Here is a 22093-nt window from a genome sequence, read left to right as displayed (position 1 = left end):
TTTCCTTTTATCTCGTATAAAATGGTAGTTTTTTTAACAATCGCTATTGGTAAGCTAATTTATCGCATAATAACCTTGAAGGTTACAATTTAATTCCTAACACTTGAGTATAAGCTCCTCTGGCTTGAGTAACTCCGATCGTGCGTTCCGCAGACTCGATCGTCGGACGGCGTAAGCTGACAACAATAAATTGTGCCTGCTGCGCCTGTTTTTTAATCATTCTAGCTAATCGTTCTACGTTTGCCCCGTCTAAAAACATATCAACTTCATCGAAGGCGTAAAAAGGAGAGGGACGATAGCGTTGTAGAGAAAAGATAAAACTGAGTGCGGTTAAAGATTTTTCTCCGCCAGACATAGAACTGAGTCGTTGTACTGGTTTACCTTTAGGATGGGCGACTAAGTTAAGCCCACCAGCAAAGGGATCTTCGGGATCGTCAAGTTGTAAATAACCGTCTCCTTCGGAGAGAGTAGCAAAGATAGTTTGAAAGTTTTCGTTAACTGCATCAAAGGCTTCTTTAAAAGCGCGAAATCGCAAGGTAGTAAAGTTTTCAATGCGGAGAAGTAATTCGGTACGTTCGGCAGCGATGGTACTCAGTTTTGCGGAAAGTTCTTGTAAGCGAGCTTGAGTGCGATCGTACTCTTCTAAAGCTAACATATTGACTGGTTCCATTGCTTCGAGACGTTTTTGGAGGTTATGCAGTTCTTTTTGTAGTTGTTCGAGTTGAGCGCTAAAGCTGTCAAAAGCAATTTCTCTGGCTGCGTTTGCTTCAGGTTCGGTATTGACCAGTAAGGGAATTTCTGGTAAGGGATCGGGTAATTCGGCTTGTTGAGTTTCTAATTCTGTTTGTAAACTGAGTAAAGCTGCTTGACGTTCTTGTTGAGTTGCGAGGAGTTTTTCTTGTAACCACGATCGCTGTCTTTGAGTTGTTTGTTGCGAGGTTAGTTGTTTCTCGACGCGATCGCGTTCTTTTTTGGTTTCGCCTAATTTGGCGGTTAATTTTGCTAATAACTGTTCTGTCTGGTTAATTTTCTCTTGGTTCGCTTCTAAGTGCTGTTTAATTTCTGCTTCTTGAGAGCTTAGGCTAATTTGCCTTGTGCCTAACTCTAGCAAATGTTGCTCTCCCAAGGCAATTTTTTCTTCTAAGCGCGAACATTGATTAGCTAAGTCTTGTAACTGTACTTCGGCTGCGCGTAAATTTTGCGAAATTTGTTGCAATTTCTGCTCGGCTGTTTTAATCTGTTTTTGACTTTCTTGCCATTCGCTATGAGTTCCTGAAGCTTCTAACTCAGCTAATTTTTGGCGAGATTGTTGTAATTGAGTTTCTAAATTCGGTATTTCTTCAGCTAAACTGTGCAGTCTTTGCGTTGCTGTCTCAAGTTCTTGACTATTCTGACTTAACTGAGTTTCCAATTGATTTTTCTGATTTGTCAAACGCTCAATTTCGCGTTGTAACTGTTGTAAATGTAACTGTTGCTCCCGTGCAAATTGCCGACTTTCAGTTAATTCCTGCGACAAACCCTTGACAAATTCATTTTTTTCCTGACTAATTTGCTCGTAACGCCCTAAGAGTTCCTCAATTTCTCGCAAACGCCTTTTTAACTGTTGAATTTCCGCCGATTCCCCAGTAGTTTGCGTGCCAAAATGCAAAGTATTATGAGTGGGGCGACTTCCCCCCGTCATTGCACCACTAGCTTCTAACAATTCCCCATCCAAAGTCACAATGCGATATTGTCCCAGATGAGCGCGGGCAGTTTCCAAATTTTCAAACACAACGGTACTACCAAAAACATAAGCAAAAACATTCCGGTAGCGCTGCTCGCATTCGATTAAATTAACTGCCGAATTGACAAAACCCCGCGCATAACTCAAAGCTACCGTCGAAAAAGAGCGCGGAGGCTGAATTTTATTCAAAGGCAAAAATGTCGCCCTTCCTGCTCGTTTTTCCTTCAGCAGAGCAATTCCTGCGGCGGCGATGCTATCATCTTCGACGACGATATGACCTAATCTCCCGCCAGCCGCAATTTCTAAAGCTAATTGATACTGAGGTGCAGTTTGTCCGAGTTGAGCGACTAAACCACAAACACCGGGTAAATCGGATTGTAAAATGATTTTCGTCGCGTAAGTACCTTGGGCTTCTTGTTGCGCTTGGCTGGTAGCTTCAAGTTTGTCAAGTTGGCGTTGTTTTTCCCGTTGTTCTTTCAACAAGCGGCTTTGAGTTTCTTGGTGAATTGTGCGTTCTTGTTCGGCTGCGGCTAATTGTTGGGTGAGGTTTTGGGTTTTTGCTTGGGAAGCGTTAACTGACTCTTCGAGATCGATCGCATCAAGTTGTTTGAGGGCGAGTTCTTGCTTGGTTTCGGCTAAAAGGGCAGTTTGCTGCTTAATTTTCGCTTCTAGCTGGCTGTAACGTTCGTTGAGTTGGGCTTGTTCGCGGCGTTTGGGGTCGAGGGTTTCTTGGAGAGAATCGATATTGCGAGTTAAGGAAGTTTGTTCTTGTACCCAAGCTTCGGAAGCGGAGGCGAGTTTGTCTGCTTGTTGGCGTAATTCATCGAGGGTTGCTTGGGCTTGTTGCCGTTGCTGAGATAAAGTCGTAATTTCGTTAGTTTCGAGATTAGTTTTCTGTTGTTGAATTGCCGCTAAATTTTCGCGGTCTGAGGAGATTTTAGCTTGAGTTTGGGCAATTTCGGCTTGAGTTTGGGCGGCAGTGTGAGAAAGTTCTTGTTGTCGTTGCTGTAGTTGACTTTGTTGGGCTTGCTGTTGGGCGAGTTCGGAAGCGACGGCGATTTGTTCTTCTTCGCCTAGTGCTTTGACTTGAGTGTTGAGTTGCTCTAGTTTAGCGGTTGTTTGGGTAATTTGGGTAGCGAGATTGGTTAATTGTTGAGTTAAAAGAGTTGACTCTTGTTCCCCTTGAGCAATTTCAGCTTGGAGTTTAGTTTGTTGCTGTTGTAGCGATCGCCACTTTAACACAACTTCCCAGCGTTGCTTTTCTTGAATTTCCGCCTTCAATTGTTTATATTTCTGGGCTTTCACCTTATCAGCCGCCAGGCGATCGCGGGCTTTAGTCAACTCTTGTTCAATAATTCGACAGCGTTCTTCTCGCTCCCTCACTGTATCTAAAGTGAGTCTAGTTTGAGTAATTTTCCGGTCAAATTCCGCAACTCCCGCCAATTCATCGATAATTTCCCGACGTTCCCGCGAATTCATCGTGATAATCCGAGTCACGTCCCCTTGCAAGACGATATTGTAACCTTCCGGATAAATTCGCAAGCGATTTAATTGTTCGTGGAGTTCCGTCGCCGTACAACTTTCGCCATTCAGGTAATAAGTCGAAGCATAATTTCCCCCCTTCGTCACCCGCAAACGCCGCGTCACACTCCATTCTGAGTTAGGAATAACCTCCGACTCCTCGGCGGACAAATGACCATTTCCCTCGACTGACGGTGGCAAAGTAACCGAACCATCAGACAAATCAAAAGTCACAGTCACGCTCGTTTCCACCGTTCCCTTACGATTACTTTGATTGTGATTAACTAAATCCGGAAGCCGTTCCGCCCGCATTCCCTTAGAACTAGCCAGTCCCAAAGCAAACAAAAGCGCATCCAAGATATTCGACTTCCCCGAACCATTCGGTCCAGAAACCACAGTAAAGCCATCGAGAAGAGGAATTGAGGTAGTACCGCCAAAAGATTTAAAATTGGTGAGTTCCACCCGCTTAATATGAACCATAGGCGCAGGTTAATAAGTAAATACAGGTGTATTATTAGCAGGATAATTTCCACAGGTTAACATGAGCAACATCAAGAGCGAAAGTTATCTTGACTCGAAATCCAGCAACTACCTGTTGTATTCCTTTGTAGCGCAATTGACACCTACCCTGCCTAAAGGCGAGGAAATTCTCGTTTCATCGGGAGAATCTAGCTGATGTGGAACTGGCACTAGCGAAAAGCCGTCAGGTTTGCCCATACGCTGTAACATGACCATAATTCCGGTAGGAGGAACAACCATAGTTATCGCTCAATTGTCCTCACGAGTTGAATTTAGGCATAGGAGTATTTAATCAATGGGTTTGCCAAAATCGATTCAATTTCCCTTAACGATCGCGGGACTACTCTCACCAGTATTATTTAGCTTTTCTGTACCGTTACCATTGTCGGCACTGCCGCAACAATGGCAAGTAAGTCTGAGTTTTCCCGCTACCAGCGATCGCGGCGCACCTGCTCGTACTGCGGGAGGGGCAACGCGAGGAGTACAATGTATTTCGTTTACGGAAACGCCTTTAACGGTTTTGATGCCTGCAAATAATGTCGGCACAACTGTTAGTGCTAATCCGACGGTGTTTTGGTACGTTCCGGAAACGGAGGCGTCCTCGGCAGAATTTACTTTATTTGATGAGTCGAGAAATAAAGTTTATCAAACTACGTTTGCGATTACTGATACTCCAGGTATAGTAAAACTCGAACTACCTGCAACTCGCACTGATGGCAAGGAAACCCTGGAAACAGGAAAAGAGTATGTTTGGGAGTTAGCCTTGATTTGCAATCAAGGCGATCGCACCGACGATCTTTTTGTTAGTGGCGTTTTGGCGCGTACTGAAATCAGTCCGACTTTGAAAAATCAAATTGATAATTCTACACCTTTAGAACAAGCCAAACTTTATTCTCAAGCTAAAATTTGGAGCGAAACTGTAAAAACTTTAGCTGAATTGCATCATTCTTTTCCTGAAGAATGGGAAACACTCCTAGAATCGGTTGGTTTAGAAACACTTGTGGAAGCACCTTTGGTAAATTGCTGTACGGCGAAAACTGATTTGAGTGAGTCGGAAACTGAACTGTTACCCGATGAATTGACTAATGAGTAATTATCTTTGGTTATTGCTCGCTTTTGGTGACGCTCGATGGCGACAAAAGTTGTAATAATAGTGGGAGAGGAAGCAACAGGCTTCCTCTTTTCGTAAGAGATTCTGGCGCGTGCTTCTCGATAACTGACAATTACTGACCACCCCAATAAATAATATGAACAGCAAAAAAATTCTTTGGCAAGGACGCGGTATTTGGATTACTACTCCGTGTGTGGCATTGTTAGTAATTTTAGTGCGTGGGACAGGTTTATTACAAAGTTGGGAATGGGCAGTTTTCGATCGCTATATGCGGCTGCGTCAATCGCCGGAATTGTCAGACGATCGCGTGGCGATCGTCGGAATTGATGAAAAAGATGTGGAAGAAATTGGACAGGCGATCGTTCCTGATGCTATTTACGCTCAATTGTTAGAAAAACTCAAGGAAAGAAAACCGAGAGCGATCGGGCTTGACATTTATCGCGATTTGCCTGTAGAACCAGGTCATGAAGATTTGGTTGAAGTCTTTGCTTCTACACCCAATCTAATTGGGGTGCAAAAAGTAGTGGGTGCGACGGGAGTTGGTACAGTTGCCGCCCCTCCAATGTTAAAAGAAAAAGGACAAGTAGCTTCTAACGATTTGATTGTTGATGCTGACAACCGGGTACGTCGCAGCCTAATTTATTTAGATCGAGACGGGGAAAGATTTTACAGTCTCGGTTTTTATCTGGCTTTGCTTTACTTGGATGCAGAAGGGATTGCTGTAGAAACTTTAGACGAAGAGAAATTTCGCCTCGGTGAAACCATTTTTACACCTTTGGCAGCCAACCACGGCAGTTATGTCCGTGCAGAAACTGACGGCTATCAATTGTTATTAAATTATCAGGGTCCGAGAAACCATTTTGAAGTTGTACCACTCAGGAAAATTCTCAACGACGAAGTAGATCCAGACTGGGGACGCGATCGCGTAATTTTAATTGGTTCTGTAGGCGAAAGTTTTAAGGATTTATTTTATACTCCCTACAGTGGCGGTTTATTGGTTTCTCCCGAACCAATGCCTGGGGTAGAAATTCACGCTAATCTGACTAACCATTTAATTAGTTTGGCAAAAGGCGAACAGGATTTAATTAAAAGTTGGCATGAACCGGGAGAATGGCTGTGGATTTTCTTTTGGGCTGGAGTGGGTGCTACCTTAGCTTGGATTCGCCGAGATTTAGAGCGAATTAGTTCTTTTTCTTGGCAAAAACTACTTTATTTTCTCTTGGCAGGAGGTGTCTTATTTGGTACAACCTTTACTGCTTTTTTATCCGGTTGGTGGCTACCTGTCGTTCCAGCTTTTTTAGCTTTTGGTGGCGCAATAGTTGCCGTTATTGCTTATATTGCTCGTAGTGCCAGCGAAATTCGCAAAACTTTTGGACGCTATTTAAGTGATGAAGTAGTAACTAATTTATTAGACCATCCTGAAGGTTTAAAACTCGGTGGAGAAAGGCGGAAAATTACAATTTTGACTTCTGATTTACGCGGTTTTACCGCCACTTCTGAAAGATTAGCCCCCGAAGAAGTCGTCAAAATCCTCAATTTTTACTTGGAATACATGGCAGATGTAATTACTAAGTATGGCGGTACGATTGACGAATTTATGGGTGACGGAATTTTAGTGCTTTTCGGTGCGCCTACACCTAGAATAGACGATGCCGAAAGAGCGATCGCTACGGCGGTAGCAATGCAATTAGCAATGGAACCTGTTAACCAACAAATGCAAGCTTGGAATTTACCGCCTTTACAAATGGGTATTGGGATTAATACTGGTGAAGTAGTTGTCGGTAATATTGGTTCTGAAAAACGCACCAAATACGGTGTAGTTGGCAGTCACGTCAATCTTACTTATCGTATTGAATCTTACACTACAGGCGGTCAAATTCTCATTTCTGAATCTACTCTTAACGAAGTAGACTCCTCTCAATTGAGCATTGACGACCAAATGCAAGTACAGCCAAAAGGCGTCCAAGAACCGATTACAATTTATGATATCGGCGGCATTGCTGGTAAATATAATTTCTCTTTAGTCAAAGAAAAAGATGTCTTTAAACCGCTTTCCCAAGCAATCCCTTTAGAATACACCATTTTGGAGGGTAAACATATTGGCGAAAATATCTTTTCTGGTAAGATAATTCAAATTTCCGCTAACGCTGCCGAAGTGCGATCGCAAGCAGGTGGAAGTGAAACTCTTCCTTCTCCCCTAACTAATATCAAGCTAAACTTGCTTAACGAAGGTGAAAAAAGTGAAGATATTTATGCTAAAGTTCTCTCAATTAGTTTAGATAAAGGAAGTTTTTTAATTCGATTTACATCTAAACCTCCCCAGATAGAAGCACAACTCACTGCACTTTATAAATCTCCTTGAACAGTTACATTTGCTCTTGAATTTTCGAGCAATAAACTCTCAAAAATTACCCTAGTTAAGGGATAAGAATAAATGATTTATCTCAGGAAAAAGCGATGAAATTAATCTTTTTAGGTTCGGGTTCTGCTTTTACCGTCGGAGCAGATAACTTCCAATCAAATATGATAATCGAAACCCAAACTGGCAAAAAACTTTTACTTGATTGCGGTTCGGATATCCGCTTTTCTCTCCACGCTTTGAGTTTATCTTATCTGGATATTACTGATATTTATATTAGTCATCTTCACTCAGATCATGTAGGTGGGTTAGAATATATTGGCTTTAGTAGCAAATTCGATCCCCGATGCGAGAAACCAATTATTTATTGCAGTAAAGATATTGCTAGTTTATTGTGGAATAATACCTTATCGGGCGGGATGATGTCTATTGAAGGAGATCTTGCTAATTTAGATACTTATTTTCAGCTTTATAAAATTGAATTGAATGGATATTTTACTTGGGAAGGGATCGAGTTCAAGTTAGTTAAAGTCAATCACGTGCATAATAGTTATTATTTGATGCCTAGCTATGGTTTATTTTTTGAAATAACAGGACAAAAAGTATTTATTACTACAGACACTAAACTTTCTTTAGAAACTAACGGAGAATATTACCAACAAGCAGATTTGATTTTTCATGATTGCGAAACTTCAATTTTTCACACTCCAGTTCATCCAAGCTACGACGATTTAATAACTTTACCCTCGGAAATTAAACAGAAAATGTGGTTATATGGTTATCAACCTGGAAAGCTACCCAATGCAGAGAAAGATGGTTTTTTGGGTTTTGTGAAACGCGGTCAAATTTTTGATTTTTCGGAAGCATTAATCTCCGTAAAAAGTTAAACTAAAAATCAGCGCGATCGCTATTTGAATTAATTAGGAAACAGGGTTATGCAATTACTAAAAAGTTTAATTGAAATATTTACGCTTCCTTTGTTCGAGGTTGGGGATGCCTCTTTTTCTTTAGTTTCGCTGGCGAAAATATTTTTAGCTTTATTAATCGTCCTGGTTGTAGTTCGTACTAGCAGAAAACTCCTCAAAGAAAAGTTATTAAGCAAACTGATCCCCGAAGAAGGAAACCGAGACGCGATCGCGGCGATCGTTAGCTACGGAATTGGCGTTTTAGGATTTATTGTCGTTCTCGAAAGTACGGGTTTTAATCTCGCTTCTTTAGCTGTTTTAGCTGGAGGTTTGGGAGTTGGTATTGGTTTTGGACTTCAGGATGTTACCAGAAACTTTGTTAGTGGCGTTACTTTACTGCTAGATCGTAAATTAAAAGTAGGAGATTTCGTTGAATTTGACGGACTGACTGGATACGTCAAAGAAATTTCCATTCGTTCCACAGTAATCCGGACAATTGATGGCGGTGATGTAGTAGTTCCTAATAGTAATTTGGTGGAAACTAAAATTCTCAATTGGAGTTATGACAGCTACATTGGTTGTATTGGGCTGCAAGTATCTGTGGAACCAGATAATAATCCTTTGGAAGTTACCGAAACTTTACTTAATTCTGCTTATATGGAACCTGCGGTTTTAACCGAGCCAGCACCCCAAGTGATTTTTAAAGGTTTTGGTGAAGATTCTTTAGATTTTGCCCTGCGAGTTTGGGTTAATCGAATTGATGAAAAACTAACAATTAGAAGTTCGTTATATTACATTATTGAGTATAACCTGCGCGAAGCTGGAATTGAAGTTTCTACTGATAAAGATTTTTGGATTAAAAATCCAGCCGCCTTGAAATCTTTATTAACCGAAGGAGAAAAATCTAGTCATGATGGTATGACTTTGGTTAAAGAAAAAGTAGAAACAACTTCTCAACCTTTATCTTTACGAAATTTACTGCGACATGTAAAATACTTTGAAAATTTTACCGATTTACAATTGCGACGCTTAATCGAAGTTGGTTATCGCAAACGCCTTAATGAATCAGAAATTTTGTTTCGTGAAGACGATCCCGGCGATGCTTTTTATATTGTCCTTTCTGGAGCAGTAGAAGTATATGTAGAAAAAATCAATAAACACTTGACAATTCTCAAAAAAGGTGCTTTTTTTGGCGAACTATCTTTAGTTTTAGGAATCCCTCGTACCGCTAGTGTAAGAGCAGTTGAACAAACAACTTTGTTTGCAATTAATAATAAAGGCTTTGAAAAAATCTTACAAGATAATCCCAACTTTTCTGAAGACATAGTTCAATCATTAGGTAGACATAAAGAAGAACTTACGGAGCGACAGAAACAACTACAATCTTTAGGTTTAGTAGAAAAAACCGAAACCGAATCAAGCAATTTAGACTGGGTGCGTCAACGACTGAAAAATCTGTTTAGTTTTTAGCAATCAAATTCAAATTTATGTTCGACACAGAGTTTATTGAAGTTGTTGATAATTGGTTAAATCTGAGTTTATTTACGATTGGCGACACGGAAGTATCCTTTAGTTCGATCGTTAAAGTAATTGCTTTTTTACTCTTAGTTTTTTTTCTCAGTCGGCTGCTGAAAGCTTTCCTGAAAAACAGACTACTAAAAAGACTGGTAGTTGACAAAGCTAACCGCGAGGCGATCGCGACAATTATTAGTTACAGTTTTGGTACTTTAGGCTGTATTATTGTCTTACAAGCAAATGGCTTCGATCTGGCTTCTTTAGCAGTAATAGCTGGTGGTTTAGGTGTTGGGATCGGTTTCGGCTTACAAAGTGTTACGAAAAACTTTGTCAGTGGTATTACAATTTTACTAGAAAGAAGCCTAAGAGTTGACGATTTTATCGAATTTTGTGGGCTTTCAGGGTATATTAAAGAAATTTCTTTACGCTCCACTAGAATTCGCACGAGAGATGGTACAGATGTGATTGTTCCTAATAGTGAGTTAGTGGAAAATCAGGTAGTAAATTTGAGTTATGATAGCCTGACTGCGCGGATTAAAATTCCGGTGTCAGTTGCTTATGGTAGCGATCCGGTTTTAGTTACGGAAATGCTGTTAAAATCAGCTTATATGGAACCAGCAGTTGTCTTTTATCCTACTCCCCAAGTAATTTTTAAAGGATTTGGAGATAGTGCGTTAAACTTTGAATTATGGACGTGGATAAATCCGATTGATAAAGAGCCGCAGATTAAAAGTTCTTTAAATTTTATTATTGAGTATAATTTACGTTCGGCGGCGATAAGTATTCCTTTTCCCCAAAGAGATTTGTGGATCAAAAATTTAACTGATTTGAGCATACTCACAGAAGAAAATAATCACGATCGTGTCAATGGAGCAACGCAACTAAAAACTCCAGTTACTACCGATCTGCAACCCATTTCCGTACGAAGTTTATTACCGCAAGTTACTTACTTTCAAAACTTTACTGAGTTAGAATTGCGCCAATTAATTGAAGTTGGCTGTCGCAAACGCTTGCGAGAGTCAGAAATTTTATTTCACGAAGGAGATCCTGGAGATGCTTTTTATATAGTTCTTTCTGGTGCGGTAGAAGTTTATACAGAAAAGATTAATAAACATTTAGCGAGTTTGGGTGCGGGACAATTTTTTGGCGAATTAGCTTTAATGTTGGGAGTTCCCCGCACAGCTTCAGTGAGAGCAAAAGAAGAAACAATTTTGTTTGGAATTAGTCAACAAGGCTTTGAAAAACTTTTACACGAGCATCCTGAGTTGGCTGAGGTAATTGTCGAAGAGTTAGGAAAACATCAAGAAGAATTGGCGCAACGACAAGAAGAATTGCGAAGATTAGGGTTAGTCGATGCGGCAGAAGATGATAAAAATTTGATTCTGTGGGTACGCAAGCGTTTGAAAAATTTGTTTAGTTTGTAGTCGGGCTGAAACTCAATGACAACAATTAGTTAAAACTGTACTTGTAAAGTAGCGAGACGGCGATCGCGGACAATTGTCAGTAAAGCTGAGTCAGGATTTGTGTCCAGAAAAGATAATAATTGACGGACATCGCGAACTCGACGGCGGTTAACAGCGACAATGCGATCGCCAGGTCTTAAACCTATTCTCGCAGCTAAAGAACCTCTTTCCACAGCCTGAATGATTAAAGTATTTGCATCCACAGAAACACCCAGACGCGGCGGTTCACCTTGAGCGGTTGTCGCACCAGAATTGCGAGGATTTGTCGGGTTATTACGCGCTTGAACTAAAAATCTTTCTACTTCGGTAGCGCTAGTCGCAAAACCAATGCCAATATTACCTCGTCCCCCAGGTGAGAGAATCGCTTTATTAACTCCAATCAGTTCGCCTCTAGAATTAAGTAAAGGACCCCCAGAGTTACCCGGATTAATCGCAGCATCGGTTTGTAAATCGCCATTGGGAGCAATTCTGCTGAGGGTTCCAGTAGTAAAAGTACCCGATAAACCAAAAGGACTACCGATCGCGTAAACTTTTTGACCCACTTGAATATTACTTTCGTTAGCTAAACGAAGTGTCGGAAAATTAGCCCCACCAGACAAGCGTAGCAAAGCGAGGTCATTGCGCGCATCTGCCGCCAAAACTGAACCTGAGTAACTTTTTCCATCCGCAGTGCGAACCCTAACTTGACCTCCTCTCGCACCGCGTACCACGTGATAATTAGTAATCACCAAACCTTCAGAACTAATAATACTTCCCGAACCCGAACCACTTCCAGCTTGAATGGTCACGACTGCGGGGCTAGCATTGCGATATACTTCGATACTCGCCTGTTCTTCACCGCTAAATTGAGCTAAGATTATTGGTTCTGTAGCGCTAGCAGCGATCGCTGGAGTCGCTAAACAAAGAGAAAGCGCATAAACTACCAATTGTTCGGGTTTCATATTACGGAATAGGGGTAATAAGTGTCAGTTATGTCTTAATTTTAATCTTTACGACGCGCAACTGAGTAGTAGGTTCCAATTCAAGAAATAAACTAAATATTTTCCAGAGTTTAAATTATGGAAGCAGTTATCTGTATTGGCGTACAAGGATCGGGAAAATCAACTTTTTGCCGAGATTTTTTTTTCAATACCCACATTCGGATTAATCTCGATATGCTCAAAACTCGCCATCGGGAAAAAATTTTACTTTGCGCTTGTCTGGAAGCTAAACAACGTTTTGTGGTCGATAATACTAATCCTACACTCGCTGATAGAAGCCGTTACATTACCCCAGCCAAAGAAAAACATTTTCGCGTCGTTGGTTACTATTTCCAGTCTTCTTTAGAAGATTGTCAGCGACGCAACCAGCAACGTCCCCCAAAACAAGTTATCCCCTTAGCTGGACTTTTAGCAACTTCTAAAAAGCTCGTTTTACCGAGTTTTGACGAAGGTTTTGACGAACTTTACACTGTTAAAATTAGTTCGGAAAATTCTTTTATTGTCGAACAATGGCAGCCTTAACTATTTCGCTTATCCTTGAGGAATACAAAAATGAAATTTAAAGAACTAGATGCTCAAATGCGAGTCTTTGAAACAGCCCACGATTATTGTGTTTTACGAGGATTATACATAATTGCGCGACTCGATGGGCGCGGTTTTACTCGTCTTACTAAAAAGATACATCAATTTGTTGCTCCTTATGATGAGAGATTTCGAGATTATATGCTTGAAACTGGAGAATATTTAATGACTTCTGGTTTTAAGGTCATTTATGGATATACTCAAAGTGACGAACTTTCTTTACTTTTTGCTTTAGAAGAAAATACTTTTAACCGCAAACTAAGAAAGTTAAACTCGGTTTTGGCTGGTGAAGCTAGCGCTAAATTTTCTTTACTATTGGGCGATATTGCTAGCTTTGATTGTCGCATTTCTCAACTTCCAAGTATAGATAAAGTTGTTGATTATTTTCGCTGGAGACAAGAAGATGCACATCGAAATGCGCTCAATTCTCACTGTTATTGGTGTTTGCGTCGAGAGGGAAAAAATGTTAATCAAGCAACTAATTTAATGTCGGGTTTATCTGTGGCAGAGAAAAACGAGTTATTATTTCAACGGGGGATTAATTTTAATGACCTTCCTTTGTGGCACAAACGAGGTGTAGGCTTGTATTGGGAAGAGTATGAAAAGTTGGGTTATAATCCTCTTACTGGCGAAAATGTTCCCGCAATTAGGCGAGGAATTCGGCACGATTTAGAGTTACCGATGAAGGATAAATACAGTGAATTTGTGTTAGAATTAGTTGGCAAAAGTTGGCGACATTTTTCCTAGAAAATATTAAGTTTATTGTCATAACAATTAAGTGCGACGCCAACGTTGGCGAAATTCTTTGACAGCAGCTAGGGGACTGGGATTACGAACGCATTCACTCAGTAAATTAATATCTAAATCTGGTAAAACTTGGCTATTATTTATTAATTCGTATCCAAATGTTTCTCTAAGAATATCTGGGGTTTCTTCCTGAAGATGATAAATAGAAAAAGTGTCATTTTGCCAAAACCAAACTTCTCGAATTCCAAGACGTTGATAGAGTTGTAAACGATTAATTCCACCGCTAGTAATAATAACTTCAATGACTAAGTCAGGGAAGTCTTTTTCGGTTTCTAGACAGTAGCTTTCGTCGGGTTCTGCTCCTGCTTGTTGAATTTCTTTACGGAAGGTGGTTGAACCTGTGGGAAAATATTCGATGTCGGTTTCGAGAAAATATGCTTCTAGTAAGGTTCCGATGCGAGTTTTCTCACTTTCATGACGGCGACTTGGAGACACAATTTCTAATACTTTATCTAAGTATGCTATGCGATAGTTTGAGTTATCTGCGACATTGCTAATAAATGTTTCGTATTCATGCCAATTTACTCCGGTTATGATACGCTTTTCTTCGGGATCGTTAGCTTGCAAAACTTGGGATAAGTCGTTGAGTAAGATCATAAAAATGCAGTTTTTCGTGAGGAATATAGTCCTCTTTGAAGTTTGATTTTAGTGCAGCGCTAAAGCGCTGACTACGAACTAATTAGGGTGATTTTTTTTAGAGGAATATAGTCTTCTTTGAGCTTGTTTTTGGTGCAGCGCTAAAGCGCTGACTACGAACTAATTACTGAATCGAAAAAAATTAGGAGGGAATTTGGAGTTTTTCTAAGTCTAAGAGAAAGACTTCTTGGGTTGTTTCTTCTTGGGAAACTAAGGCAACGTGGGAGGCAATTTTGAGGGATGTAGATTGACGATAAGATTCGGGGATGGGACGAATTTCTGCTAGTGGTAATTCTAACAAACTGGGTGGTTCATCGAGGGGAATTCCGGCAATTTCGCTGGTGGTAAGTTGGAGAATTAGTAAAAATTTGCCGATTTTTCCTGCTTCTGGGTTGCTGAGGTTAAGCATTTGCTGAAGGTTGAGAATTGTCAAAACGCGATCGCCGATATGGACTAAACTCAAATGGTTTTGTTTAGCGTTGACGAGGGGGGGCGTATTGATAATTTTCAAAACGTTAGTAATTGGTAATGCTAGCCAATAGCTATCGATGGTAAAAACGATTACTTTACAGTTTTCAGTTGCGGAAAGAGTTTGTTTGCTGTGGTTAACCATAAACTTTGTTTACCTATGTCTGGAAATTTTCTGTTGAAATCCCCCTTTCCCTCAACAAAAGAGGGTTAGGGGAGATAAAGATAAATTAGTTTTAGGCGGTAAGTTGGGTGGTTTGAAGTTCTTTGGCGATCGCGTCTAAGAGTTCTTTTTCTAAGTAAGGTTTGGTCAGATAACCTGCTGCTCCTAATCCTAGCGCGATTTGGCGATGTTTTTCTCCTTGACGAGAGGTAAGGACAAGAATGGGAATTTTACTAATGCTGGGTGTCTCGCGGCTGTAATTTAAAAACTCAAAGCCGTTTAAACGGGGCATTTCTAGGTCGCAAATGATTAAATCTACTGTTGGCAATTGCTGTAATTTTTCAATTGCTTCGACTCCATCTTTGGCTTGAATCGTTTGATAACCTGCTCGACGTAAACTATTACTTAGGGTTTGTCGTAAAGTAATTGAATCGTCAACTACTAACACCCATTTTTCGCGATCGCGTCTTGAGGCTGAGGGAGGTAATAAAGGTAAATTTGCTTTCGGAAAATTCTCAAAAGTGGTGTTTTTAACTTTGGCAGAAAAATATTTGGTTGTGGTTGGATCTTCGTTCAATTCCTGATTTACTACAGCAACCACATCAATTACCAATGCTAAGTTACTATCGCTCAAAATTGTGCAACCATAAACGTAGTTGGGAGGAATAATCGCGTTACCCAGTTGGCGAATGACTAATTCTTGTTCGCCGAGGACTCGATCTACTTCTAAACCTACCAGTCCGCTATCTGAATGTAACAACAATACCATTTGGTTTGGCAAATTTTGACTAACGAGAGGTAATTGGCGATCGCCAATTATGACATTTTCTCGATTCCCATTTTCCCACTTGGCGACGACAGAATTATATTTGACTAATTCAGATAGCTGACGCAAGGGTACAGTAGTTTTTTCGCCATTTTGTTGCCATTGTAAAACTCGTCGCTCTCCTAAAACTTCTAATCGATCGCTTTTAGGAAGGATAATTTGTTCGATACTTTCGGAAGGAAAAGCGTAGGTAATTTGTTTGGCTTCAACTACTAGCAATTTGGCGATGCTGAGGGGTAAAGGTAGCTGCATCCGAAAGGTAGTTCCGAGTTCCGAGACTGAACTAACACTAATGCTACCTTTTACACTTTGGATTTGCGATCGCACTACATCTAAGCCGACTCCTCTACCGGATAAATCGTTAACTCGTTCGGCTGTAGAAAGTCCTGGTGCAAAAATTACATCTAGTAATTCGGCTTTGTTTTGACTGTCGGCTGCTTCGGAAGTTAATAAACCCAAGGCGATCGCTTTTTCGCGTACTCGATTAAAGTCGATTCCGCGACCGTCATCTTTGACTTCGACAATTGTGCGATTTCCTTGATTATAAGCGCGAATTTCAATAATTCCTACTGCTGGCTTGCCTTGAGCCACTCTTTCTGCTTCTGGCTCAATTCCATGAGCAAAAGCGTTGCGGACTAAATGTAGCAGGGGGTCGTATAATTTTTGCGCGATCGCTTTATCAACTAATACTTCTGAACCAGTAATTTTCAACTCTACTGATTTATTATGTAAATTAGTTAATTGTTGCAATAACCTTGACAATCGATTGAGAACTTCGCCTAATGGTTGCAATCGAGCGCGATTTAATTCATCACGAACTTCTGTTAACAATCGCTGTTGTTTTTCAATAGTTTGATTCGATTCTCTTGAGTATAACTCTAAAGCTTCCGTTGCTTCTTCGAGTTGCACCATATCTTCATTTGCGTAGCGCAATAATACTTGAAGTTCTCCATATTCGTCTAATTCCAACGAATCTAAGGGAAGCTGTAACTTTGGCTGACGCAAATCTCTTGTTGACAATACCTGAGTTTGAATCTCTTCTTTTCCCACTCCCCAAACATTAAGTTTATTCAGGGTGTTTTGGTGTTGTTTGAGCCGATCTCGCACTTCTTGCAATGCTGCTTGGATTTGTTCGTTTTGGGCTAACTGTTTGTTTTGATTAATCAGCAATTCCCCAGCTTGAAAGTTCAGTCTTTCTAACTGTTCGATGGCAACACGCACGGTTGCAGAAGTGGAAACTCCTAGGTGAGTTTTTGACTTATTCCCCAGAGGTTTTGTTACTGGATTTAAATTATCCAAGACAACATTTGCTTCTGCTTTTCTTCGCTCGCGATCTAAGTCTAAATTCTCCCTTGACTTTCTCCCATTTTTCTGCTCTTCTTCCTCTGGAAAAATTTCTTTATCTTCTCGCTCGATCGTGAGACTGCGATCGTCAGAAATATCGACAACTCCGCCAAAAATCTCTTCTAATCCTGGAGTTGATTTAGCTTCTTCCTTGTCAGTTTCCGGAACATCTTCATCTAAACTATGGTCGATAAGCTCTTCACTGTTCTCCAAATTTACCTCTGAAGGATGAGGAATAAAATCTGTTTCTTCATCTTCTTTTTCTTCAAGAGCAACTTCTTGAAAACTGACTGCTGAGTAGTCATTTGTATCCGAGTCAGCCATCAAATCTGCTGTTTCTTCTTCTTCATCTTCTTCTTCATCTTCTTCGTTTTCAATATCTATTTCTTGGAAGCTAAAGATATCTTCAGTATGGTAAACATCTACTCGATCGGCATTTTCAGCTAACTCATTTTCTCTATTTTCTTCCTTGTCAGCCTCAATATTAATCGTAATAATTTCCCGCTCTTCTTGTCTACTAGCAAGTTGTTTCAACTCAGCAGAAGGTTGACCTCCAGAAAGGCGATCGCCGCTCATCACTTGCTCCATTGCTGTCCATAAATCCTGGGAAGCAACTTCGGCAATTTTCATCACTTCTTCTGGATTTCCTTGCAGTGCGTCGATTACAGCTTTAGCAATAGCTCCAAATCCAGGTAAATTCAGCGATTCTGCTAACCCGATAAAAATTTCTGCACTTTCGCTCAGGGTTTCTGCTACTTGTTTTGGGTTAGCTTCTTTTTTAGTCATTTCTAATTCTTCCAAGCGTTGTTTTACCCCGACTTCAAAAATAGATTGCACCATGTCAAAGCCCAATTCTTCTGAGGAGGGAATTGGCGCTTCCGGGTTAAAGCAATCTCCTAATAAAGTTTGTAAATCTGCAAATATAGAAGCGGCGCGATTGAGAATTTCTGGATCGCTTTCTTGACTTGGTTCGATTTTTTCAATTACGGCAAGACGCAAACATTCATAGGCTTGAAATAATAATTTTTCTAATTCGGAATCGATTTCTACGTCTGGGTTATAAAGAGATTTAAAAATATCTTCTAACCCATGTGCTATTTCGCTAATATTTTCTAATTCTACGCTGGCGGCTGCTCCTTTCAAAGTGTGAGCGGCACGCATTAAACTATGTACTTTGGCAGAACTGCGTTCTTCTCTTAAGGTTAATAAATCTTGCTCGATTGTTTGCAGCAATTCTTGGGCTTCGCTGATGAAATAGCTATAGTTTTCTTCAATACTGTGTTTGGTAAACATGATTGGGGATTGGGTTCAGTTATCAGTGAACAGTTATCAGTGAACAGTTAGCAGTTAGCAGTTAGCAGTTTATCCTCCTTGTCTTCCTTGTCTTCAATCTCTACTGATAACTGATAACTGGTTAGGTGAAAATCCCTCTTCCTTGTCTCCCTTGTCTGAAAGTTGCGACAAGGAAGACAAAGAGAAAGGCTAACTAACCTTAAATTTGCCGACACTGGCTTGTAATTCTTCAGCAGTGGCGACTAAAGCTTGGAAAGAAGCGGACATTTCCACAGAATTAGTGGAGGTCGATCGCGCGATCGCGGCTACTTCTTCAATCGTCTTCGTTACTGATTTTGATTGCTGGGTTTGTGCTTGGGTGACGGAGGTAATCTCTTTCATTAAGCCGCTAATTTGAGCGGTTGCTTGGACGATTTCGTTGAGATTTTCTCTGGTTTCGGTTACTAAGTCGCTTCCGGCTACTACTTGCTCGATTCCGCTATCCATTGCTAAAGCTACTTCGCCGATTTCGCGTTGAATGTCTTGCACCAGTTTCTCAATTTCGCTGGTAGCTTCTGCTGATTGACGGGCTAGCGATCGCACTTCATCAGCAACAACCCCAAATCCTCGTCCGTATTCTCCTGCGCGAGTTGCTTCAATGGCTGCATTCAAAGCTAACAAGTTTGTCTGCGTCGCAAAGTTACTAATCAAGTTCACAACTTTGGTAATCTTTTGGGAAGATTCACCCAAACGCTTCACTTTTTGACTAGCTTCGGAAACTGTGCGCCGAATTTCTTGAATTCCGTCTACAGTACGGTTCATTGCGCGATCGCCTGTCGCAACGGTTTGGTTTGCTTGTTCGACTGCGACTTCAACTTTTTGAGCGCTATCAGCAACGGCGAGAATGGTGTTACCGAGTTTTTCCAGTTCGCTAATTCCTTGGTTTAAAGCCTGTACTTCTGATTCGGCTTGCTGAGAAAGTTCGGAAACGGTTCCGGCGTTATTTTGAGCTGTTTCTCCAACTTTTTCGGCGGCGGTTTTCACCTGTGTTACCAGTTTCCGCAAACTTTGGATTGTATTGTTATAAGCATCGGCGATCGTCCCGATTTCGTCTTCGGTAATCGGAGCGCGAACGGTTAAATCTCCTTCAAATGAAGGTTTCAAGGCGATTAACATTTGGACGGCTCGTTGTTGCAGTTGCTCTCTGGCGGCTTTTTCTTTGGCTGCGGCTTCTGCTAGTTGCACCGATTGCTGTTCTAATTTAGTCAAATATTCGGCTTGTTGTAGCGCTACGCCTAACTGAGAGCCAATTTGCACCAAAACGTTATTTTCTACTTCTTGCCATTCCCGCGCACCGGAATTTTGATAAGCGCCTAACAATCCCCACAGTTTTTCACCAAGGAAAATCGGCACAATGATGTAAGCGCGAGCTTGAAATTTCTCCAACAATTCGATGTAGCAAGAAGAAAGTCCCCCTTCGTAAATATCGTTAACCGATAAATAAGCTACGCCGTTATTAAAAGCGCCTCCTTGGGTTTGTTGTAAATAAGTATCTAGTTCGTCAGACTTTTGAGCGCCTTCAGTTAAGTTAGGATTGAGCCTTTCCTCTACCATCAAGGATGCCCAACCACTGGAGACTGATTCGGCGATAAATTTACCACTCCAGTCGTCGTTAAAGCGATAGACTCCGACGCGATCGCAGTTGAGTAAGCGACGGACTTCTTGGGTTGTTGTCCGGAAAATGGTGTTCACATCGGCTGATTTGCGGACGCGATCGAAAAGTTTGACGATCGCCCGATCTAAGTCTGCTTGTCGTTGGGTTCTTCCCAGAAATTCGGCTTCTTGTAAGGCGACTCCTAAACGTTCGCCGACTCTGGCTAAGGATTGCGCGTCAATTTGCTCCCATTTTCTCGGTCCGCTATTTTGGTAAGCTGCGAGTAAGCCCCACAGTTGCACTCCTTTGAAGATCGGGACAATTACATAAGCTCGTGCTTGGAATTGTTCGAGAATTTGAATGTGACAGGGTGCGTGTCCGGATTTATAAATGTCGTCTACGGCGAAGTATTCGTTGTTACGATAGCGACCTCCTTCGGTTTCTTGTAAATAAGTGTCGCGCACGTACATATTTTTATAGCGACCTCCTTCGTTGTCTTGGAGGTGAGAGTCGGGGACGGCTGGTTTTAAACCGACTAATTTTACCCAGTTACCGACGTAAGATTCGGCGATGAATTCTCCACTCCAGTCGGGATTGAAGCGATAGACTCCGACGCGATCGCAGTTGAGCATTTGCCGACTTTCTTCGGTGGCGATCGCTAAAATTGTTTCAAAGTCATAGGATTGGCGCAGTCTGTCGGTAATTTTGGCTACTTGACCGACTTTGGCTGCGGCTCTTGCTAATTGGGCGGATTGGGATTCTACTGTTTCTAGGGCTTCTGCTTGTTGCAAAGCTACTCCCAAGGGTGCTGATAAACGCACCATTAAGTTTACTTCGGAGTTTTTCCATTTCCGCGCCCCGGAATTTTGATAAACTCCTAACAATCCCCACAGTTTTTCGCCTTGGAAAATTGGCACGATTATATAAGCTTTTGCTTGATATTTTTCCAAGGATTCGATGTAGCAAGCTGAAAATCCTTGGGCATAAATATCGTCAACGCGAGTATATTTTTTACCTTGGCGATAACGACCGCCTTTACTTTCTTTTAAATAGGTGTCGCTGCTAGGTGTGGGTGGAGTTGAAAAGTCTTTGAGGATGCAGCGATCGCTATCTGTCCTGTCAGCACGCAAAATTTCTTCTTTGTCTTGTTCTTGAATCAACGAAACCCAACCCGAACCTACTGATTCGGCGACTACTTCTCCTCGCCAATCTGGGAAAAAGTGATACACTACCGCTCGATCTGCTTTTAATCCCGCACGAATTTCTTGACAAGTGGTGCGAAATATGTTCTCCCTGGTCGGTTGCAGTTGAATTTTTTCAATTAATTTGTTGACAAGTTCATCTTGTTCTGCTTGTTGTTGCAGTTGACGACGAAATTCGGCGGGCTGTAATTTTAAACTTAACTCTTTAGCGACACCATCAAGTAAATTAATTTCCCATTCTTGCCAAAAACGAATTTCCGCGCAACTTTGGACGGCTAATAATCCCCAAGCTTGTCCTTCGAGTAAAATAGGAACTACCAGAAAAGACTTAACTTGAAATTGTTCTAAAATTTGCAAAGGATAAGGATTCAAACCTGTTTGGTAAATATCTCCTACTGCTATTACTGCTTCGGAGGTTGCTTCGCTTTTATCGAGGATACCAAAACATTGTCCGGGCATTTTCTGTCCCAAACAAGGGCGATAACCTGCTACCATCGATTCAGCGATCGCTACCCCAGCTTTATTTCCCTGAAAGCGATATACTACAACTCGTTCTGCTTGTAAATTCTCTCTGACTAAATTAACAGTCGTATTCAGCAATCGATCCAGCTTTTTGCACTGGGAAATTTTACTACCGATTGACCAAACTAATTGTCGTACCTGAAGAAAACCATCTTCGGCAGTTCCCTCAATTTTCCCATTTTTACTGTTCGTAAATTGCTCAATAATTTGCAATTGCTCCTGCAAAGCGGGATTACCCAACCAGCCTACTTTTTCCAAATGCGCTTTCAACTGACTAACTGCTGCTAAAACTTGAGTGCTATCCCCCTCCCCAGAAACATTAACACTTTCACCTGTATTACTATTACCATTTAAGTTAGTTTGTGCTTCTCGATTGTTACCGTTTTTTGACTGAAGATTTGCTTGAGAAGCAGAATTTGCACGAGGTTGGTAAATTGCCGTCATCTTTTTTAGTCCCGATTTTAGTTAAGAAATGAAAGTTATTTTTTCCTTTGAGGTTCTTTTCCTTAGTGTTCCCCAAT

14 protein-coding genes are annotated in these 22093 nt (G+C 41.1%); 7 read left to right on the top strand and 7 right to left on the bottom strand.

Features of this window, described 5'->3' with window-relative positions; genetic code table 11:
* Positions 1-82: 82 nt before the first annotated feature.
* Both smc and G3T18_RS25035 read right to left on the bottom strand, forming a co-directional pair.
* Entirely contained in the window at positions 83-3724 is a 3642-nt protein-coding gene (gene smc, locus G3T18_RS25040; protein ID WP_224413315.1) for a chromosome segregation protein SMC, read from the bottom strand.
* Positions 3725-3832: 108 nt separating this feature from the next.
* The gene (locus tag G3T18_RS25035) at positions 3833-4003 is read right to left on the bottom strand and encodes a hypothetical protein (RefSeq protein ID WP_224413314.1); all 171 of its coding nucleotides are present in this window, start codon (positions 4001-4003) and stop codon (positions 3833-3835) included.
* A 55-nt stretch (positions 4004-4058) separates the two neighbouring features.
* Between G3T18_RS25035 and G3T18_RS25030 the strand changes: the two genes are divergently transcribed.
* The 5 genes from G3T18_RS25030 (at position 4059) to G3T18_RS25010 (ending at position 11077) form a co-directional block, all read left to right on the top strand.
* Positions 4059-4856, top strand: a complete 798-nt coding sequence (locus G3T18_RS25030; RefSeq protein ID WP_224413313.1) for a DUF928 domain-containing protein — start codon at positions 4059-4061, stop codon at positions 4854-4856.
* A gap of 154 nt (positions 4857-5010) precedes the next feature.
* Positions 5011-7236, top strand: coding sequence for a CHASE2 domain-containing protein (locus G3T18_RS25025; RefSeq protein ID WP_224413312.1), 2226 nt, complete (start codon positions 5011-5013; stop codon positions 7234-7236).
* Positions 7237-7331: 95 nt separating this feature from the next.
* Positions 7332-8120, top strand: coding sequence for an MBL fold metallo-hydrolase (locus G3T18_RS25020; RefSeq protein ID WP_224413311.1), 789 nt, complete (start codon positions 7332-7334; stop codon positions 8118-8120).
* 48 nt (positions 8121-8168) lie between these two features.
* A complete protein-coding gene (locus G3T18_RS25015; protein WP_224413310.1) occupies positions 8169-9608 on the top strand; it encodes a mechanosensitive ion channel domain-containing protein in 1440 nt (479 codons plus the stop codon).
* 17 nt (positions 9609-9625) lie between these two features.
* Entirely contained in the window at positions 9626-11077 is a 1452-nt protein-coding gene (locus G3T18_RS25010; protein ID WP_224413309.1) for a cyclic nucleotide-binding domain-containing protein, read from the top strand.
* A gap of 29 nt (positions 11078-11106) precedes the next feature.
* On the opposite strand, the gene G3T18_RS25005 is transcribed toward G3T18_RS25010, so the two are convergent.
* Positions 11107-12057: a S1C family serine protease gene (locus G3T18_RS25005; RefSeq protein WP_224413308.1), complete on the bottom strand. Its 951-nt coding sequence runs from the start codon at positions 12055-12057 to the stop codon at positions 11107-11109.
* 117 nt (positions 12058-12174) lie between these two features.
* On the opposite strand from G3T18_RS25005, the gene G3T18_RS25000 reads away from it, so the two are divergent.
* Together G3T18_RS25000 and G3T18_RS24995 are read left to right on the top strand one after the other, a co-directional pair.
* A complete protein-coding gene (locus G3T18_RS25000) occupies positions 12175-12618 on the top strand; it encodes an AAA family ATPase (protein WP_224413307.1) in 444 nt (147 codons plus the stop codon).
* A 30-nt stretch (positions 12619-12648) separates the two neighbouring features.
* The gene (locus tag G3T18_RS24995; RefSeq protein ID WP_224413306.1) at positions 12649-13425 is read left to right on the top strand and encodes a tRNA(His) guanylyltransferase Thg1 family protein; all 777 of its coding nucleotides are present in this window, start codon (positions 12649-12651) and stop codon (positions 13423-13425) included.
* A gap of 27 nt (positions 13426-13452) precedes the next feature.
* On the opposite strand, the gene G3T18_RS24990 is transcribed toward G3T18_RS24995, so the two are convergent.
* The 4 genes from G3T18_RS24990 to G3T18_RS24975 form a co-directional block, all read right to left on the bottom strand.
* Positions 13453-14082, bottom strand: a complete 630-nt coding sequence (locus G3T18_RS24990; protein ID WP_224413305.1) for a Uma2 family endonuclease — start codon at positions 14080-14082, stop codon at positions 13453-13455.
* A 181-nt stretch (positions 14083-14263) separates the two neighbouring features.
* The gene (locus G3T18_RS24985; RefSeq protein WP_224413304.1) at positions 14264-14734 is read right to left on the bottom strand and encodes a chemotaxis protein CheW; all 471 of its coding nucleotides are present in this window, start codon (positions 14732-14734) and stop codon (positions 14264-14266) included.
* Positions 14735-14825: 91 nt separating this feature from the next.
* Entirely contained in the window at positions 14826-18215 is a 3390-nt protein-coding gene (locus tag G3T18_RS24980) for a response regulator (protein ID WP_224413303.1), read from the bottom strand.
* Between the two features lie 189 nt (positions 18216-18404).
* On the bottom strand, positions 18405-22016 hold the full coding sequence (locus G3T18_RS24975) for a GAF domain-containing protein (RefSeq protein WP_224413302.1): 3612 nt from the start codon (positions 22014-22016) through the stop codon (positions 18405-18407).
* Positions 22017-22093: the final 77 nt, after the last annotated feature.

It is taken from the genome of Oscillatoria salina IIICB1 (assembly GCF_020144665.1).
In the GTDB taxonomy this organism is placed as follows: domain Bacteria; phylum Cyanobacteriota; class Cyanobacteriia; order Cyanobacteriales; family SIO1D9; genus IIICB1.
Note: the sequence above shows the minus strand (reverse complement) of the source record. Positions and strands in the feature narration are given on the sequence as shown.

What these genes read in the sequence shown, in the direction of transcription:
- G3T18_RS25025 (WP_224413312.1), top strand. Translation starts at nt 5,011, where the DNA reads ATGAACAGCAAAAAAATTCTTTGGCAAGGACGCGGTATTTGGATTACT.
- G3T18_RS24980 (WP_224413303.1), bottom strand. Translation starts at nt 18,215, where the DNA reads ATGTTTACCAAACACAGTATTGAAGAAAACTATAGCTATTTCATCAGC.
- G3T18_RS24985 (WP_224413304.1), bottom strand. Translation starts at nt 14,734, where the DNA reads ATGGTTAACCACAGCAAACAAACTCTTTCCGCAACTGAAAACTGTAAA.
- G3T18_RS24990 (WP_224413305.1), bottom strand. Translation starts at nt 14,082, where the DNA reads ATGATCTTACTCAACGACTTATCCCAAGTTTTGCAAGCTAACGATCCC.
- G3T18_RS25030 (WP_224413313.1), top strand. Translation starts at nt 4,059, where the DNA reads ATGGGTTTGCCAAAATCGATTCAATTTCCCTTAACGATCGCGGGACTA.
- smc (WP_224413315.1), bottom strand. Translation starts at nt 3,724, where the DNA reads ATGGTTCATATTAAGCGGGTGGAACTCACCAATTTTAAATCTTTTGGC.
- G3T18_RS25000 (WP_224413307.1), top strand. Translation starts at nt 12,175, where the DNA reads ATGGAAGCAGTTATCTGTATTGGCGTACAAGGATCGGGAAAATCAACT.
- G3T18_RS25015 (WP_224413310.1), top strand. Translation starts at nt 8,169, where the DNA reads ATGCAATTACTAAAAAGTTTAATTGAAATATTTACGCTTCCTTTGTTC.
- G3T18_RS25010 (WP_224413309.1), top strand. Translation starts at nt 9,626, where the DNA reads ATGTTCGACACAGAGTTTATTGAAGTTGTTGATAATTGGTTAAATCTG.
- G3T18_RS24975 (WP_224413302.1), bottom strand. Translation starts at nt 22,016, where the DNA reads ATGACGGCAATTTACCAACCTCGTGCAAATTCTGCTTCTCAAGCAAAT.
- G3T18_RS24995 (WP_224413306.1), top strand. Translation starts at nt 12,649, where the DNA reads ATGAAATTTAAAGAACTAGATGCTCAAATGCGAGTCTTTGAAACAGCC.
- G3T18_RS25035 (WP_224413314.1), bottom strand. Translation starts at nt 4,003, where the DNA reads ATGGTTGTTCCTCCTACCGGAATTATGGTCATGTTACAGCGTATGGGC.
- G3T18_RS25005 (WP_224413308.1), bottom strand. Translation starts at nt 12,057, where the DNA reads ATGAAACCCGAACAATTGGTAGTTTATGCGCTTTCTCTTTGTTTAGCG.
- G3T18_RS25020 (WP_224413311.1), top strand. Translation starts at nt 7,332, where the DNA reads ATGAAATTAATCTTTTTAGGTTCGGGTTCTGCTTTTACCGTCGGAGCA.